The organism is Massiliimicrobium timonense (genome assembly GCF_042850985.1).
GTDB lineage: Bacteria > Bacillota_I > Bacilli_A > Erysipelotrichales > Coprobacillaceae > Allocoprobacillus.
In genome coordinates this window covers 2,515,389-2,533,124 of record NZ_AP031415.1, presented here as the reverse complement: position 1 = coordinate 2,533,124, position 17,736 = coordinate 2,515,389, and the positions used below count along the sequence as shown (strand labels likewise).

Genomic DNA, 17,736 nt, shown 5'->3' with positions numbered 1-17,736 from the left:
GAAAACTTCAAGATACCAAAAAGTTTTCTCTATTGAAGATGTATCAATAATTCAATTTGATAATATGAATATTTTGTGCTAATATGAAACAGATTAAAGGAGTGTGAGGAATAATGTATGATGTAATTGTTGTGGGTGGTGGACATGCAGGTATTGAAGCTTGTTTAGCAACGTCAAGAATTGGTAAAAAAACACTATTGGTAACATCACATTTTGATAATGTGGGTTCAATGCCTTGTAATACATCCATTGGAGGACCGGCAAAAGGTATCATTGTCAGGGAAATTGATGCTTTAGGTGGACAAATGGGAAAAACAACGGATGCTACTTATTTACAGATGAAGATGTTAAATACGGCCAAAGGACCAGGAGTCCAATCATTACGTGCTCAGGCAGATAAAAAAGCTTATCCACGTTATATGCAAAAGATTTTAAAACAACAAGAAAACTTAGATATTGTTGAAGCAATGGTTGAAGGATTAATTATTGAAAATCAGACAGTTAAAGGTGTGACTTTAGCTGATGGAAAAACATATGCTGGTCAAACTGTCATATTAACAACTGGAACTTATTTAAAAGCTGAAGTCATGGTTGGAGATCAAAAGACACCAAGTGGACCTGATCAGGAAAAGCCATCATTGTATTTATCTGATCAACTGAGAGATTTAGGCTTCCGTATTCAAAGACTGAAAACAGGAACACCTCCAAGAGTAGAAATCAACAGTGTGGATTATTCAAAAACACAATTACAGCCAGGCACTGACGAACCTCTTGCATTTAGTTATGAAACAACAACATTTGTTCCTATTGAAAAACAAACTCCTTGTTATTTAACATATACAAATGAAACAACACATCAAATTATTAAAGATAATTTATCAAGATGTAGTATGTATTCTGGGATTGTCAAAGGAATAGGACCAAGATATTGTCCTTCTATTGAAGATAAAGTTGTGAAATTTTCTGATAAACCACAACATCAGATTTTCTTAGAACCAGAATCCAAAGAAATGAATACTATTTATGTTCAAGGTTTTTCAACATCCATGCCTCATGATATTCAAGAACAAATGATACGTACGATTCCAGGATTGGAAAACTGTCAGATTTTAAAATATGCTTATGCGATAGAATATGATGCGATTGATCCATTACAATTATGGCCATCATTAGAAACAAAAGTGATTAAAAATCTTTTTACAGCAGGACAAATCAATGGAACGAGTGGATATGAAGAAGCTGCAGCTCAAGGTTTAATGGCAGGGATCAATGCTGTAAAGAAGATCAATCATGAAGAACCATTAATTTTAAAGAGAAATGAAGCTTATATTGGTGTTATGATTGATGATTTAGTCACAAAGGGGACAAAAGAACCTTATCGTATGTTGACATCACGTGCTGAATATCGTTTATTGTTAAGACATGATAATGCTGATGAAAGATTAAGACAATATGGTTATGATGCCGGATTAGTGAAAGAAGATGTTTATCAGGCTTATGTTGAAAAGATGAATCATATTCATGAAGAAATAGAAAGATTGGATAGTATTCGTTTTACGCCTAAACATGAAATCAATGAATTATTGGTTGAACTGGGTTCAACGCCTTTAAAAGAAGGAATCAGTGCGAAAGTTTTACTTCAAAGACCAGAGATGGATTATCAAAAATTAAAGCCTTATATTGAAAATGCTCATTTAACTTCAGAAGAAGAAAAAAGAGTAACAATTCTTATTAAGTATAAAGGATATATTGATAAGACTTTAAGACAAGTAGAAAAACAAAGAAAGATGGAAGAAAAACAAATTCCTCAAGATATTGATTATGAAGATGTGTTAAATCTATCTTTAGAAGCAAAACAAAAATTATCACAGATTCGACCTGTCACAATTGCACAAGCATCACGTATTTCAGGAATCAATCCGGCTGATATTTCAGTACTTTTGATTTATTTAAAACAACACTATTAAGAGGTATATATGAATCAGGAACAATTTATACAAGCCCTTTTAGATAAAGGTATCACTTTAACAGATCAACAACTTGAACAGTTTGAACTTTATTATCAAACATTAGTTGAATGGAATCAAAAAATGAATCTCACAGCTATTACTCAAAAAGAAGATGTTTATTTAAAACACTTTTATGATTCATTAACAATTTCATTTGATTATGAATTATCCAATCAATCTTTATGTGATGTAGGAGCAGGTGCAGGTTTTCCTTCTATTCCTTTAAAGATTGTCTATCCAGAATTAAAAGTGACAATTGTAGATTCTCTTTCAAAGCGTATTACATTTTTAAAACATTTGATTCAAGTTTTAGATTTAAAAGATGTTCAAGCTATGGCTTCAAGAGCAGAAGAATATGCGAAAAAACATCGTGAATCATTTGACATTGTCACAGCAAGAGCAGTCGCTAGATTAAATATTTTAGATGAATTATGCTTGCCTTTAGTGAAAGTTGATGGAGATTTTATAACTTTAAAAGGATTAAAAGCTCAAGAAGAACTACAGGAAGCTATGCAAGGTATAGAAAAATTAGGTGGAAAAGTCAAGAGACAGGAAAGCTTTACATTAACAGATGAAAACGACCATCGTTGTAATATTTATATACATAAAGTAAAGAATACACCCATTCAATATCCTAGAGATTTTAGTAGAATTAAAAAGAAACCATTATAACGCATCAGTTGATGCGTTTTTTCGTATATTTATATGATTTCAGTTGATAATAAATAAAATAACTAAACAAATAAGTGAACAAATTATGAAATAACTCAACAAATAACTGAAATAAGTGAATAAATAACTAAATAACAGAAAAATAACTTAAATATTAAATGAAATAATGAAAAATAACTTAAATTTTATTGATTTAAGTGAAATATTATTCTAAAATGAATTTAGAAAACAAATGATAATTAATGAATGTATGAAAAAATAGTTTAATTTTAAAGGAGGAAAATCATGTTAAGTGAAGAACTTATAGAATTGACATCATCAATTACTCAATTGAAAAGCGAAACACAGACAGTTGAAGTTAAAGCTGCTCATGGTGGTTATCCTAAGAGATTGTATGATACTTTATCTAGTTTTTCTAATCAAGATGGTGGAGGAATTATTTTGTTTGGATTAGATGAAACAAAAGGTTTTGAAGCTGTAGGTGTATATGATGTTCATGATTTACAAAAGAAAGTGACAGAACAATGTAATCAAATGGTTCCACCTGCTCGTGCAATGTTTACTGTTGCTAAGTATCATGGTTTAGATATATGTAGTGCTGAAATTCCATCCGTTGATATAACAGAAAGACCATGTTATTATGCTGGTGCAGGAAAAGTCAAAGGCTCATATGTTCGTGTTGGAGATGCCGATCTTCCTATGACTGACTATGAAATCTACTCATATGAAGCGTTTAAAAAACATGTTCATGATGATGAAAGACCAATTGAAAGAGCGACATTTGATTTATTGAGAAAAGAAGAATTAGAAAAATATATTTTAACAATGAAAATTAATAAGCCAGGATTCTCAAAATTATCTGATGAACAAGTGTATGAAATGTTATCTATCTCTAGAAATGGTATACCAACACTTGCTGCCGTGATGAATTTTGGGATATATCCTCAAGGATATCTGCCACAAATGGCTATTATTGCAGTTGTTGTGCCGGGAGAAAATTTAGGTGATCTATCAAATCAAGGAGCACGTTTTTTAGATAATAAAAGAATAGAAGGAACTTTGATTGAAATGCTTGATGGTGCTATTGCTTTTTGTCAAAGAAATATGAAAGTAGAAACAATCATTAATCCTCAAACAGGAAATAGAGAGGATGTCACAGAATATCCTATTAATGCCATTCGAGAAATTATTTTAAATGCTTTGATTCATCGTGATTATAGTCAATATACAGAAGGAACACCAATACAGATTTATTTTTATTCAAATCGTCTAGAAATTCATAGTCCAGGTGGTCTTTATGGACGTATGACAGTTGAAGATTTAGGACATTCTCGCCCTGATTTACGTAATCCTGTTTTAGCAACTATGTCGGAATCTCTACTAAATACAGAAAATAGATATTCTGGTATTCCCACTATTTATCGTGAGATGAGAAAAATGAATTTACCTGACCCGGTTTTTCAAAATTTGAGAAATGAATTTGTTGTAACTCTATATAATCAAAGAAAAGAAGAACAACATATTGATGAAAAAGATGATTATGATCAATTATTAGAATTTTGTCAGATACCAAGATCACGACAAGAAATTATGGGATTCTTAAATATTAAGACAACAAGCTATGTAACAAACAAATATATTGTACCACTTATAAAAGAAGGACGATTAGAAATGACGATTCCAGAAAAACCAAGAAGCAGATATCAAAAATATTATACTTTAAAAGAATAGAAAAAATATTTATGGATAGGAGTGATTATGACGAAATATGTAAACTTTTCTTCTATTTTTGTTAATAAACAACTATAATATATTTATAGACATATTTAGGGGAAAGGGGAGAGTTTTATGCGTTGTGACGTATGTGATACAAAAATACCTCCAGGAGCTGATAGATGTCCTAACTGTGGTTATCGTGTTCGAGGAAGTTCAAACATCACTCATAGTCAAACAATATCTACTGAATATCCAGAACCAGAAATCTTTAAACCAAAGAAAAAAAGGAAGTTCTATCAATCACGCAGTCAAACATCGGGTCGTTTTTCGCAACAAAAAAAATCACGAACTTTTAAAAAATATATTATTTTTATTATAGCTTTGATTGTTATAGGGCAGGGGATGGCAGTGTTTGTAGGGAATATTGTCACAGATTATAATAGTCATAACTATACAGAATTTACGGGTGAATCATTACAGGAAGGTATTGATAATGGTGATGATGATGGAACTTTACAATTAGCGTTGGACTATGAAAATGATTTAACAACTTTCTTTACTGATGAATTATTGATGGATGTTGATGTTTCTGAAAATTATAGTATTTATGAAGATGAATATAGTGCTTATATAAATGTATATGGCACATATGATACTGTGAGTTTAACGGCTTCTATGAGTTTTCTTGAACAACAGCCGTATCATCAGTCTGTCACTTTATCTTGGACGAATCAAGGAAGTATAAGAGAAAATCCGATTTATTTGGATACATCACTTATAGAGAAAATAAATGAAAGATTTCAGATAGATATTTATCAGTCTATTGAACAATATAAATCTCAATTAAAAGTTGATGAAGATGATGATACACGTTTTGTGGTAAGTGATTATCAGGATGATTCAAGTGTTTATTTCAGTGAATCTTTAGGTAGTGATGATAATTATTTTGTTTATTTATCTTTAGGACAGGACATTGGTGAAAACTGATGTCTTTTCTATTTGAGAAAATATGTTAAAATTAATAAAAAACAATATATAATAATATTAAATAATAAAAAATAAGAAAAGAGGGTGGCAATGTTTGCGAAAGAAAGGCAAGATGATATTGTAAATCAGGTCAATTTATCTGGTCATGTTAAGGTTAAGGAATTGAGCTTAAAATATCAGGTGACTGAAGATTGTATCCGTAAGGATTTAAGTCTTTTAGAGAAAAAAGGATTATTGAAAAAGACTTATGGAGGAGCTATGAGTCTTCGTAAAAATCCCCATTTGTATAGTAGTATACAGCGTAAAGATATGAATGATAAGCAACGCCAAGAAATAGCGAAAAAAGTCATATCATTATTAGAAAATCAAGATACGATTTATTTAGATATTTCAAGAACAAATGTAGAAGTGGCTCATTTATTGAATGTTTCTTCTTTATCTCTTATTGTCATCACTAATATGATAGAAATATTAGATGTCTTAAAAGATAATCAAAATATATCAGTTGTCTTTATTGGTGGTGAATTGAATAAGGAAAGAGATGGCTTTTGGGGTGGATTATCTTTACAGATGATTCAACAATTTAAGATTGATAAAGCATTTTTAGGGGTTGTAGGTGTTCAATTAGATAATGGAGATGTTTCTACATATTATATTGAAGATGGTTTGATGAAACAAAGAGTTATGAAACAGAGTCAGAGAAATTATCTTTTGTGTGAAACAAGAAAGCTAAGTGAAGATGGACAGTTTATTTATGGAAATTTAAAAGATGTAGATGGGTTGATTTTAAGTGATGTATTGAATCAAGATTATCAAGAGTATATGAAAATTTATGATATTGAGATGTTGTAGGAGGGGACTATGGAAAAATTAATGAGTCAAAGAATTCAAATATTAAAAGAGAAAATGTTATCTTCACCACGTTATGCTTCAATTGAACAGGCTCGTATCATTACACGTGTTTATCAGGAAAATGAATCTTTATCTGTTCCTAAAAAAAGAGCTTTATCTTTAAAGACAGCAATGGAAGAATTGGAAATAGGTTTTGAAAAAGAAGAATTGATTGTTGGTAATCGTACAAAGGGTGTCAGATATGGTGTTGTTTTTCCTGAGAGTGGTTGTTCATGGATAGATAAGGAATTTGAAACATTGCCAACACGTCCCCAAGATCAATTCTTAGTTAAAGAAGAAGATATTCAAGAATTTAGAGAAAAGATTTATCCTTACTGGAAAGGGAAAACGATGGAAGATGTGATTAAACATCGTGGAGGAGAGGATATTCAAGCTATCGCAAAAGTTGTCAAAATTAATCAAAAAGATCATGCGCAAGGACATATTTGCCCAGATACGGCTTTGTGGTTGAAACTTGGACCACAAGGATTGATGAAACAAGCTCAAGAAAAATTAAAAACTTGTGATGAATCACAAAAAGAATTTTATGAATGTGTTATTCTTGTTATGCAAGGTGCATGTACATTTATGAAACGTTATTATGATATGATTATGGAAAATATTCATGATGTTGAAGGATCTTATCAACAATCTTTGAAAACTGTCGCAAATAATTGTTTAAATCTCACAAAACGTCCACCAGAAACATTCCATGAAGCAGTGCAATCACTATGGTTTTTATTTGTATTGTTGCATATGGAATCCAATGCTTCTTCATTTTCACCTGGAAGAATGGATCAATACTTATATCCCTATTATCAAAAAGATATTGAAGCTGGAAAAATATCTATGGCAGATGCTTTAGACATCTTAGAATGTTTATGGCTAAAATTTAATCAGATTGTTTATTTACGTAATCAAAATAGTGCGAAATATTTTGCGGGATTCCCAATTGGATTTAACATTGCGATTGGTGGTCTTGATGAAAATGGTAATGATACTTATAATGAATTATCTTTGCTTTGCTTACAATGTCAATATGATTTAGGATTACCACAACCTAATTTATCTGTAAGATTAAATCGTCATAGTTCTCATGAGTTGATGCAAAAGGCAATAGAAGTTGTATCTAAAGGAAGTGGAATGCCTCAATTCTTCAATGATGAAGCGATTATCCATGCGTTAATAGATTTAGGAATTGAAAAGAAAGACGCTTTGAATTATGCGATTGTAGGATGTGTTGAATTAACAACACATGGTAATAATTTAGGCTGGTCTGATGCAGCTATGTTTAATTTGAATAAAGCGTTAGAACTAACATTGAATCATGGTAAATGTTTGCTTACACATGAACAAATAGGTTTGGATTTAGGTGGTTTAGATACTTATGAAACATTTGATGATTTAGAAAATGCATTTCAAAAACAAATCGATTATTTTATTGAAAAAATGATGCAATGTGAAATTATTGTTGAAAAAGCCCATCAAGATTGTTTACCTACTGCCTTTTTATCATCAGTCATTGATGATTGTTTAGAAAAAGGATTGGATGTGACTAAAGGTGGGGCTAAGTATAATTTATCTGGTATCCAGATGATTCAAATTGCCAATCTGGCTGATTCATTAGCAGCAATGAAAAAGTTGGTTTATGATGATGGTGTGATTGAGGCTGGAAAATTATTGAAAGCTTTACAGGCTGATTTTCAAGGCTATGAAATCATACAGACTATGCTATTGAATAAAGTGCCTAAGTATGGAAATGATGTGGAATGGGTTGATCGTTTAGGAGCAAAATGGGCTGAGTATTTTAGAGAAAGAATGAAAGATTATACGAATTATCGTGGTGGGCCTTACCATACAGGAATGTATACCGTTTCTGCACATGTACCAATGGGAGAAAATGTAGGAGCTTCGCCAGATGGAAGAAATGCTTTAACGCCATTAGCTGATGGTGGTATGTCACCGGTATATGGACGTGATTTAAAAGGTCCAACTGCAGTTCTTAAATCAGTATCACGCTTAAATAATAGTTTGACAACCAATGGTGGTTTATTGAATATGAAGTTTTTACCAGAGTTTTTTCAAACAAAAAATGGCATGAACAAATTTGAAAACTTTTTAAGAGCTTTTGTTGATTTAAAAGTTCCACATATTCAATTTAATGTTGTCAGACGTGAAGATTTACAAGATGCCAAGATTCATCCACAGCTCCATAAATCATTAACGATTCGTGTGGCAGGATATACAGCTTATTTTGTAGAGTTAGCACATAAATTACAAGATGAAATCATTGAAAGGACAACATATGACAACATCTAAAGCTTTAGTTTTTGATATTAAGAGATTTGCTATGCATGATGGTGATGGAATTCGTACAACGATTTTCTTCAAAGGTTGTCCCCTTCGTTGTATCTGGTGTCAAAATCCCGAAGGAATCTCAACTTTACGCAAACCCATTTATTTTCAAAATAACTGTATACATTGTCGTTGTTGTGAAAAGTATGCGAAAGAAGGACAAATGATTTATCAAAATGATAGACCTTATTTCAATAAAGATTATCAAGGAGATTTTGATAACCTTGTTAATATCTGCCCATCATCAGCTATTCGTTATGACAGTCAATATTATGATGTTGATATGTTGATGAAAGAAATTGAGTCAGATCGTGTTTTTTATCGTGATAGTGGTGGAGTGACTTTTTCTGGAGGGGAACCATTGATGCAGGGAGAGTTCTTAATTGATATTTTAAAACGTTGCCATCAACAACATATTCATACAGCTATTGAAACAACATTATATACATCATTAGAACTGATTCAAAAAGCCTTGCCTTATCTAGAGCAAATTTATATTGATTTAAAAATATATGATGAAGCATTACATCAAAAGTATGTAGGTGGGTCAGTAGCGCTTATTAAAAAGCATATAGAATATATTTTAAAAAGTGAACATTGGAAAAAAGTCATTATCCGTACTCCACTAATTCCACAAATCACAGCGACTATACAAAACCTACAATCTATCAGTCAGTTTTTATCACATATTAATCCAGAAGTATATTATGAATTATTAAATTATAATCCTTTGGCTTCTTCTAAATATGAATATGTTGATTTTGATTATGGAATTGATTTAAAATATAAGAAATATACAGATGATGAAATGGAAGCATTTTATCAAATTGCTTATCAAAATGGTATTAAAAATTTAATCAAGGAATAACAGGAGGAAAAGAAAATGGAATTGATTATTGATACAGTTGATTTAAATGAAATCAAAGAAGCAGTAGAATATATGCCTATTGTTGGTGTAACGAGTAATCCTTCAATAGTAAAAAAGACAAATCCAAAGGATTTCTTTGAACATATGCGAACAATTAGAGAAATTATTGGGAAGGATAGAAGTCTGCATATTCAAGTCATCTCTAAAGATTGTGACAGTATGGTGAAGGAAGCTCATAGAATCCTAGAAGAAATTGACAGACAGGTTTATATCAAGGTACCTGTATCTTATGAAGGTATCAAAGCGATTAAAATGCTGAAGGAAGAAAACATTCATGTCACAGCGACAGCAGTCTATGATTTAATGCAGGGATATATGGCACTAGCCGCAGGGGCAGACTATATTGCACCCTATGTCAATAGAATAGGGAACTTGGGAGCTGATCCAATGGAACTGATTTATGAGTTATCAAATCGTATCATCATGGATAACTATGATACAAAGATTGTCGCAGCATCATTTAAAGGTGTTGAACAGATCAAGAATGCATTGAATAATGGAGCACAGGCGATAACAGCACCAGTAGGAATTTTAAAGCAGATATTCAAGAATCCAAACATAGAAAAAGCAGTGGATGATTTCAATGCTGACTGGTATAGTATGTATGGTGAAGGAAAAGGTATTTGCGATTTATAAGACGAGGGAACTCGTCTTTTTGTATAGTATGGTATTCTAAGATTTATCAAAAATACTTTTTATAATATCAGGCATTGCTAAATCAAAAAGATAGAGCATTTCCGGAATAGAGTGTTCATCATCTTTTAAAAACCAATGAATAGAAGTTATCATTGTTCCATTTAAATAGATAGATAAGACATCATACTGTGTTTTTGTTAATTTAGGTAATTTTGTACTCATTAATTGTATATATTTATTGATAAGTAAATGTATTAATGTGTTTTGAGAATCAATAAGAGCATTCTTAAAAAAATTTTTTTCTTTCCGTGAATAAAGTATAGTTTGCTTAGCTAGTGTATAGTAAGAATCTTGTGTCTTGGATGGAAAAAATTGAGGAACAATATCATTATGAAAAAAATAAGTTAAAACATCTTGTTTATTATGAAAGTGACGATAAAATGTTGTTCGACTTATGTGAGAATGATTTATAATTTGGTTTACTGTGATATTATCAAAAGGATATTCTTGTAAAAGTAGATAGAGAGATTTTGATAATTGATCTTTTGTTTTTCTTGTCATAATTTATACCTCTTTTTCTATATTATAACATGATAAGCGTTACACAATTGAAAAAGTGTTCCGTTTTTATTAGTAATATGATTTTATTATGGTAATTTCAATTCTTTTTTTTATAAATTCATTTAAAATAAAAAAAGGAGGATGAAAAAATGGAAGGTAAAATGAAATGTGCAATTTATTATGGAATTAAAAATGTTAAAATGGAAGAAAGAGATATACCAAAAATTGGTTCAAAAGATGTTCTTGTAAAAGTTTTGAGAGCTGGTATTTGTGGTTCTGATACAGGAGCTTATCTTCATGGAGGAGAACCTTATGGTATTTTTAAAGGACAAGAATTTGGACATGAAATGGTTGGAAGAATTGTTGAAAAAGGTGCTGATGTCCCAGATTGTTTTCAATTAGATGATATTGTTTTTATTGATCCAATGAAAGCGAGTCGTTTAGGAAGTTTTAAAGCAGACATGACAGGTGGATTTAGTGAATATGTTCGTGTTGAAGATGCTGCTTTGAATGTTAATTTATATATTCTAGATAAAAACGTTGACTTAGATACTGCTGCATTGATAGAACCGGTTAGTGTTGGGACACAAGGTGCAACTTGGATGAATCCATCTGTTGATCAAAATGTTGTTGTTTTAGGTGCGGGTACAATAGGTTTAGGTGCAACAGCAGGTCTATTATCTAGAGGTATAAAAAATGTTATAGTCGTTGATAAAGTCCAATGGCGTTTAGATAAAGCTAAGGAATTAGGAGCTAAAATCATTAATACAAGTGAGGATAATTTAGAGGAAAAATTATTAGAATATTGTGGTGAAGTTAGTAATGGGGCAGCTTTTCGCCCAGAAGATCTTAATCCAGATTTACTTCAACAAGTTATGGAATTTGCTAAAAAATCACATTTATCATTAGGTAAAAAAATTCCTAATGTTGATTATTATATTGATGCTGCAGGAGCTGTACCTTTATTACAACAAGTTTTTTCATTAGGAAAATTTGGTACAAAATATTCTATTGTTGCTGTATATGGAAAAGAGATTCCATTATCAGGAAATATGTTTATTGCTAATGAAGCAATGATTAGAGGATCAAAAGGATATAATACAAATACAATTCAAGAAGTTATTCAAATGATTGAAAAAAATGATATACCAGTAAAAACAATGATTACAAAAAAATATTCACATAAAGATTTTCCACAAGCAATTGAAGCAGCCAGTGATGTAACAAAAAATATTAAAGTTATTATAGATTATGAAATGTAAGAACTGATTTTCAGTTCTTTTTTATCTTAAGACGAGGGAACTCGTCTTTTTATGTTATAATATGATAAACCAAAGGAGAGAAAGAATTATGATTTATGTTTTGGGTATTGTTGTTGTGAGTCTTATTATTGTGTATCTTATTGTGAAAAAAAATCATTATTTTCAATGTCGGTATTGCTATCATATATGGAAACCAAACTTTTTCCAGATCATAGGGAATGTCAATTGTCAAGTCAATGATTATCATGTGAGATGTCCATACTGTCATCATGAACAAAATATTAAACGTTCTAGAGAAAATAAATTGTGATAAAATAGAGAAAAGAAAAGAGGGAGAGTTATGAAAGAAGTTGTTTTAGGAAGTACAGGTATTCAAGTTGTACAAAATGGGTTTGGAGCTTTACCTATTCAAAGAGTATCAATGGAAGTAGCCGTTAATATTTTAAGAAAGGCATATGAGGGTAGAATGCGTTTTTTTGATACCGCTCGTGCTTATAGTGACAGTGAAGAAAAGCTGGGAGAAGCATTACAGGTTTATTCTAGAGAAAGTTATTTTATCGCAACCAAAACAATGGCAACAACACCGGATGAATTTTGGAAGCAGCTACAACAGTCACTCACATTATTGAAAACAGATTATATTGATATTTATCAATTCCATTGTGCTTCACAAGTTTATAAGCCTCATGATGGAACAGGGATGTATGAATGTATGTTAGAAGCTAAAAAACAAGGAAAGATTAAACATATTGGGATTACTGCTCATCAATTGCAAGTCGCACTGGATGCAGTAGATTCAAAATTATATGAAACCATTCAATTTCCTTTTAGTTATTTATCATCAGATAAAGAATTAGAATTGGTTCAAAAAAGTCAAAAAGCTAATATGGGATTTATTGCGATGAAAGGGTTAGCTGGTGGTTTAATTAATCAATCCAAACCAGCTATGGCGTATATGAGTCAATTTGATAATGTTTTGCCTATTTGGGGTATTCAAAAAGAAAGTGAATTAGATGAATGGCTTTCTTATATGCAAGAAACACCTGTATTCAATGATGAAATGAAAGAATTTATTGAAAAGGAAAAAGAAGAATTATCTGGTGATTTCTGTAGAGGATGTGGTTATTGTATGCCTTGTCCAGTAGGGATCATGATTAATCAATGTGCACGTATGTCATTGATGTTAAGAAGGGCACCATCAAAGAGCTGGTTAACACCTGAAATGCAGGAAGAAATGAAAAAAATTGAAAATTGTTTACATTGTGGTCAATGTTCAAGAAAATGTCCATATGAATTAGATACACCAGCTTTACTACAAAAGAATTACGAAGATTATCAAAAAGTTTTATCAGGTGAAGTGAAAGTTCAATAACAGTATGAAATCATGCTGTTATTTTTTTAAAACATGTTATAATAAAAATAATAAAGATGAAGGAGAGAATTTATGAGCAAGATTATATTTTTAGATGTTGATGGAACATTGATTGACTATGAAGCAAAGTTACCTGCTTCAGCTGCGAAAGCTGTAGATATGGCACGTGCCAAAGGACATAAAGTCTATATTTGTACAGGATGTTCAAAAGCTGAAATTGAACAAAGAAATCTTTGTGAATTAGATGGAATGATTGGTGGTAACGGGGCTTATGTAGAAGATCATGGACATGTCGTGATGCATCAAGGATTATCTAAAGAAGATGTCAAACATATTGTTGACTGGTGTAATGAAAGACATCTAGGCTTTTATTTAGAAGCTAACAGTGGTATGTATTGTAATGATTATATGTTAGAGCAGGGACCTGAAACAATGATTAAATATGCTCAGGGAAAGGGAGCAGATTTAAGCAAAGCCAAAGAATCTTCAAAGAAGTTTATGGATGGATTTATTCATTTACAAGGTGAAGATTTATATCGAGATGATGTCAATAAAATTAGCTTTATTTTAAGTAGTTATCAAGATCATTTAGATTCACAAAAGGAATTTCCTCATTTAATAGCAAATACTTGGGGTGGCAAAGGTGAAGTGGCTTTATATGGTGATTTAGGACCAACAGGGATTACCAAAAGACATGCGATTGAAGTGTTATTAGATTATCTAGGAGCAGATCAAAAAGATACGATTTCATTTGGTGATGCGAAAATTGATTTATCTATGTTTGAATGTTGTGATTATAATGTTGCTATGGGAAATGGTGGTAAAGAAATTAAAGAAGCTGCTGATTATATTACAACAGATGTAAATGATGATGGTTTATATAATGCTTTTCGTTATTTAAATTTAATAGATTAAAAGAATTATTTTGACAATTAAAAATGAGTTCATATAAAACTTGTTGATAATTGTCTTTTTTATATCATTGATTTCTTTTGTTTTTTCAATAAAGATGTTATAATAATGAGCGAATTGTAAGGAGAGGATTTTGTGAAAGAACCAAAATATAAATTTATAGATATTCATAAAATTGAAGCCAATGGTCATCAGCCAAGAACTCATTTTGAAAATGAGAAGATTCAAGAATTAGCTGTATCTATCCAACAAAATGGATTATTACAACCTATTGTTGTTAGACCTTATCAAGGAAAGTATCAGATTGTTGTTGGGGAAAGACGTTATCGTGCCTGTCTTTTAGCAGGTATCGAAGAAGTTCCATGTTTAGTTCAAAATTATGATGAACAACAAACAGCAACAGCAGCGATTGTTGAAAATATTCAAAGAGAAAATTTATCGGCTATTGAAGAAGCATTGGCATATCAACAAATCTTGGATACGCAAAATATAACACAGGAAGAATTAGCTCAAAAGGTTGGTAAAAAGCAATCGACGATTGCGAATAAATTAAGATTATTACAACTTCCGATGACTGTACAAGAGGCAGTACGAAGAAAAGATATTACAGAAAGACATGCCAGAGCTTTATTGAAATTAGATACAACTGCTAAACAAAATAATATGTTAAGAGAAATTATGGATAAAGGTTTAAATGTTGAACAGACAGAAGAAAAGATTAAAAAGAAAATTGAACCAAAGAAACCTAAACCTAAAACAAAGAGTATTTCACAAAATTTAAAGATAGCGATGAATACATTAGATCAGGCTGCCATGATGGTACAACAGGCTGGGGTAGACATAAGTGTAGATATATCAGAAACAGAAGATGAAGTGATTTATGTGATTAAGATGAAAAAATAGCTTCATCTTTTTTTGACGTGTTTAAAGAGAAGTGCTATGATAATAAAAAAGGGAGCTTATAAATAGGCTGAGAGGAAGTTGTGAACTTCGACCATACCTGATTTGGATAATGCCAACGTAGGGATATAAAATGAGTATTAAGAGTATATCCCTTGATATATTCTTTTTTTTGTAAGGAGGATGAAAAGATGATAGAACAAGTCAAAAATGCTAAACCATTAATTCATTGTATCACTAATAAAGTGACAATGAATGATTGTGCCAATGCTTTACTCGCAATTGGCGGGAGTCCTATTATGGCTGATGATGAGGCAGAAGTAGAAGACATTACATCTATTTGTCAAGGATTGCTGATTAATGTTGGAACATTGAATCAGGCAACCATTCCATCTATGATGAAAGCTGGAAAAAAAGCCAATGCCTTACAACACCCTGTTTTATTAGATCCCGTTGGAATAGGCGCAAGTCAATTACGTTATCAGACAACTCAACAATTATTAAAAGAAGTTCATTTTGATGTCATTAGAGGAAATATTTCAGAAATGAAAGCTTTAATGAATATCCAGTCACAATCAAGAGGTGTTGATGCGAATGCATCAGACAGTATAACGGATGAAAACTTAGATGAAAATATAATATGGTTACAACAACTCAGTTCAAAGACAGGAGCAATTATAGCGGTTAGTGGAGCTATTGATGTGATTGTGGATAGTCAAAATGCTTATATTGTTAGAAATGGATGTCAAGAAATGTCTATGATTACAGGAACAGGTTGTATGTTAAGTGCAATTATGTCTGCATTTATGGTTGTTCATCGTCAAAGACTGTTAGAAGCATGTACTTATGTCAGTGCATTGATGGGATATTGTGGAGAGTTGGCAAAAAATAAAATGCTTGTTGAGAAATTAGGTGTGGGAAGTTTAAGAGTTTATTTGATGGATTATTTATCACTTATGAATGATGGTATATTGAAAGAAGGAATGAAGATTGAAAAAAGATGTTAAGAAAGCCATGCCATTATATCTGGTTACAGATCGTCGCTGGTTAAAGGAACCACTGATTCAAACAGTTGAAAAGGCAATTCAAGGTGGTGTGACTTGTGTTCAGTTAAGAGAAAAGCATTTGGATCAAAAATATTTTGTTGAATCAGCTAGACAACTTTTATCTCTTTGTCACCAACATCATATTCCTTTGATTATTAATGATGATGTTGATGTGATGATAACAGTTCAAGCGGATGGTGTGCATGTTGGGCAAAATGATATGGATGCAAAAAAGGTAAGAGAGATGATTGGACCGGATAAAATATTGGGTGTATCAGTAAGAACTGTGGAACAGGCTTTAAAAGCACAACAAGATGGAGCCGATTATTTAGGAGTGGGTTCTATTTTTGTGACACACACAAAAGATGATGCCAAAAAAGTGGAAATACAGACGTTAAAAGATATTTGTCAAGCTGTTGATATTCCAGTGATTGCTATTGGAGGTATTGGACAGAATAATATTTCACAATTAAAAGGGACAGGCATTGATGGAGTAGCTGTAGTCAGTGCTATTATGGCTCAAGATGATGTGTTCAAGGCTGCCCAGAATTTAAAAGGAAAAGTTAAGGAGGATATTTTATGAAAACAGTTTTAACAATTGCAGGAACGGACCCAACAGGAGGGGCTGGGGCACAGGCCGATTTAAAAACATTCATGGCTCATAAAGTCTATGGAATGAGTATTATGACATCATTGGTTGCTCAAAATACATTAGGTGTTAAAGATATTATGGATGTGACTCCTTATTTTTTAGAAGAACAATTTCAATGTGTTTTTGAAGATATTTATCCAGATGCAGTCAAGATCGGAATGGTTTCACAACCAGAATTAATTCATAAAATTGTTGAACAATTGAAAAAATATCATGCTAAAAATATTGTTGTAGACCCTGTGATGGTTTCTACAAGTGGTTCACGTTTATTAGCTGATAGTGCTTTAGAAGCTTTAAAAAGTGAGTTGATTCCATTATCTTGTATCATCACACCGAATATTCCTGAAACAGAAGTTTTAGTGAATCATACGATTCAAAGTAAAGAGGATATGATTCAAGCGGCTAAAGAAATACAACAATGGTATCAAGGAGCTATTTTGATTAAAGGAGGACATTTTGAAAAACGTGCTGATGATTTACTTGTCATAAATAATGAGGTTTATTGGCTAGAATGTGAGCATATTGACAATCCAAATACACATGGAACAGGTTGTACTTTATCTAGTGCCATAGCTTCCAATCTGGCTTTGGGTTATGATTTAAAAACAAGTGTGGAAAAAGCCAAGAAGTATATTACAGGAGCATTAAAAGCTAATCTAAATTTAGGACATGGCAGTGGACCATTGAATCATTGCTGGAATTTATAATAGAATAATGAAATATAAAAAATAATGATTAGATTAGGAATTAAGCATTGAATATGTATCTGATAATAGATATATATTCAATGTTTTTTATATTATTTAGGATATTATCAATGATTTTTCTATTCATAAA

The 17,736-nt window shown here is 31.5% G+C and carries 17 protein-coding genes and 1 riboswitch; of the genes, 16 read left to right on the top strand and 1 reads right to left on the bottom strand.

Features of this window, described 5'->3' with window-relative positions; genetic code table 11:
• The first annotated feature begins 113 nt into the window (after positions 1-113).
• From mnmG to ACGHJ8_RS13195, 8 genes are all read left to right on the top strand, one after another.
• On the top strand, positions 114-1,967 hold the full coding sequence (gene mnmG, locus ACGHJ8_RS13230; RefSeq protein ID WP_390540853.1) for a tRNA uridine-5-carboxymethylaminomethyl(34) synthesis enzyme MnmG: 1,854 nt from the start codon (positions 114-116) through the stop codon (positions 1,965-1,967).
• A 9-nt stretch (positions 1,968-1,976) separates the two neighbouring features.
• Entirely contained in the window at positions 1,977-2,681 is a 705-nt protein-coding gene (gene rsmG, locus ACGHJ8_RS13225; RefSeq protein ID WP_390540851.1) for a 16S rRNA (guanine(527)-N(7))-methyltransferase RsmG, read from the top strand.
• 285 nt (positions 2,682-2,966) lie between these two features.
• Entirely contained in the window at positions 2,967-4,412 is a 1,446-nt protein-coding gene (locus ACGHJ8_RS13220) for an ATP-binding protein (protein WP_390540849.1), read from the top strand.
• A gap of 117 nt (positions 4,413-4,529) precedes the next feature.
• On the top strand, positions 4,530-5,384 hold the full coding sequence (locus ACGHJ8_RS13215) for a hypothetical protein (protein ID WP_390540847.1): 855 nt from the start codon (positions 4,530-4,532) through the stop codon (positions 5,382-5,384).
• A gap of 90 nt (positions 5,385-5,474) precedes the next feature.
• Positions 5,475-6,236, top strand: coding sequence for a DeoR/GlpR family DNA-binding transcription regulator (locus ACGHJ8_RS13210; protein ID WP_211962237.1), 762 nt, complete (start codon positions 5,475-5,477; stop codon positions 6,234-6,236).
• Between the two features lie 9 nt (positions 6,237-6,245).
• Entirely contained in the window at positions 6,246-8,594 is a 2,349-nt protein-coding gene (locus tag ACGHJ8_RS13205; protein WP_211962236.1) for a formate C-acetyltransferase/glycerol dehydratase family glycyl radical enzyme, read from the top strand.
• The gene (locus ACGHJ8_RS13200; protein WP_390540845.1) at positions 8,557-9,498 is read left to right on the top strand and encodes a glycyl-radical enzyme activating protein; all 942 of its coding nucleotides are present in this window, start codon (positions 8,557-8,559) and stop codon (positions 9,496-9,498) included. Before ACGHJ8_RS13205 ends, ACGHJ8_RS13200 begins: the two co-directional genes overlap by 38 nt.
• A 15-nt stretch (positions 9,499-9,513) precedes the next feature.
• Positions 9,514-10,194: a fructose-6-phosphate aldolase gene (locus ACGHJ8_RS13195; RefSeq protein WP_390540843.1), complete on the top strand. Its 681-nt coding sequence runs from the start codon at positions 9,514-9,516 to the stop codon at positions 10,192-10,194.
• Positions 10,195-10,230: 36 nt separating this feature from the next.
• Here ACGHJ8_RS13195 and ACGHJ8_RS13190 read toward each other — a convergent pair whose 3' ends face one another.
• Positions 10,231-10,755: a TetR/AcrR family transcriptional regulator gene (locus ACGHJ8_RS13190; protein ID WP_087357042.1), complete on the bottom strand. Its 525-nt coding sequence runs from the start codon at positions 10,753-10,755 to the stop codon at positions 10,231-10,233.
• Between the two features lie 149 nt (positions 10,756-10,904).
• On the opposite strand from ACGHJ8_RS13190, the gene ACGHJ8_RS13185 reads away from it, so the two are divergent.
• The 8 genes from ACGHJ8_RS13185 (at position 10,905) to thiD (ending at position 17,606) form a co-directional block, all read left to right on the top strand.
• Complete coding sequence (locus tag ACGHJ8_RS13185) at positions 10,905-12,017, top strand: zinc-binding dehydrogenase (RefSeq protein WP_087357043.1); 1,113 nt, start codon at positions 10,905-10,907, stop codon at positions 12,015-12,017.
• Between the two features lie 88 nt (positions 12,018-12,105).
• Positions 12,106-12,327, top strand: a complete 222-nt coding sequence (locus tag ACGHJ8_RS13180) for a hypothetical protein (protein WP_087357044.1) — start codon at positions 12,106-12,108, stop codon at positions 12,325-12,327.
• A 30-nt stretch (positions 12,328-12,357) separates the two neighbouring features.
• A complete protein-coding gene (locus ACGHJ8_RS13175) occupies positions 12,358-13,389 on the top strand; it encodes an aldo/keto reductase (protein WP_211962790.1) in 1,032 nt (343 codons plus the stop codon).
• Positions 13,390-13,461: 72 nt separating this feature from the next.
• Positions 13,462-14,304 (top strand): HAD family hydrolase, encoded by an 843-nt coding sequence (locus ACGHJ8_RS13170; RefSeq protein ID WP_390540840.1) that lies wholly within the window; start codon positions 13,462-13,464, stop codon positions 14,302-14,304.
• Between the two features lie 132 nt (positions 14,305-14,436).
• Complete coding sequence (noc, locus tag ACGHJ8_RS13165; protein ID WP_087357046.1) at positions 14,437-15,204, top strand: nucleoid occlusion protein; 768 nt, start codon at positions 14,437-14,439, stop codon at positions 15,202-15,204.
• Between the two features lie 38 nt (positions 15,205-15,242).
• A riboswitch (TPP riboswitch) is annotated at positions 15,243-15,345 on the top strand.
• A gap of 47 nt (positions 15,346-15,392) precedes the next feature.
• On the top strand, positions 15,393-16,208 hold the full coding sequence (gene thiM / locus ACGHJ8_RS13160) for a hydroxyethylthiazole kinase (protein ID WP_211962792.1): 816 nt from the start codon (positions 15,393-15,395) through the stop codon (positions 16,206-16,208).
• On the top strand, positions 16,192-16,830 hold the full coding sequence (gene thiE, locus ACGHJ8_RS13155) for a thiamine phosphate synthase (RefSeq protein WP_390540837.1): 639 nt from the start codon (positions 16,192-16,194) through the stop codon (positions 16,828-16,830). The genes thiM and thiE overlap by 17 nt, the downstream gene beginning before the upstream one ends.
• Entirely contained in the window at positions 16,827-17,606 is a 780-nt protein-coding gene (thiD, locus tag ACGHJ8_RS13150) for a bifunctional hydroxymethylpyrimidine kinase/phosphomethylpyrimidine kinase (protein ID WP_211962796.1), read from the top strand. Before thiE ends, thiD begins: the two co-directional genes overlap by 4 nt.
• Positions 17,607-17,736 lie beyond the last annotated feature (130 nt).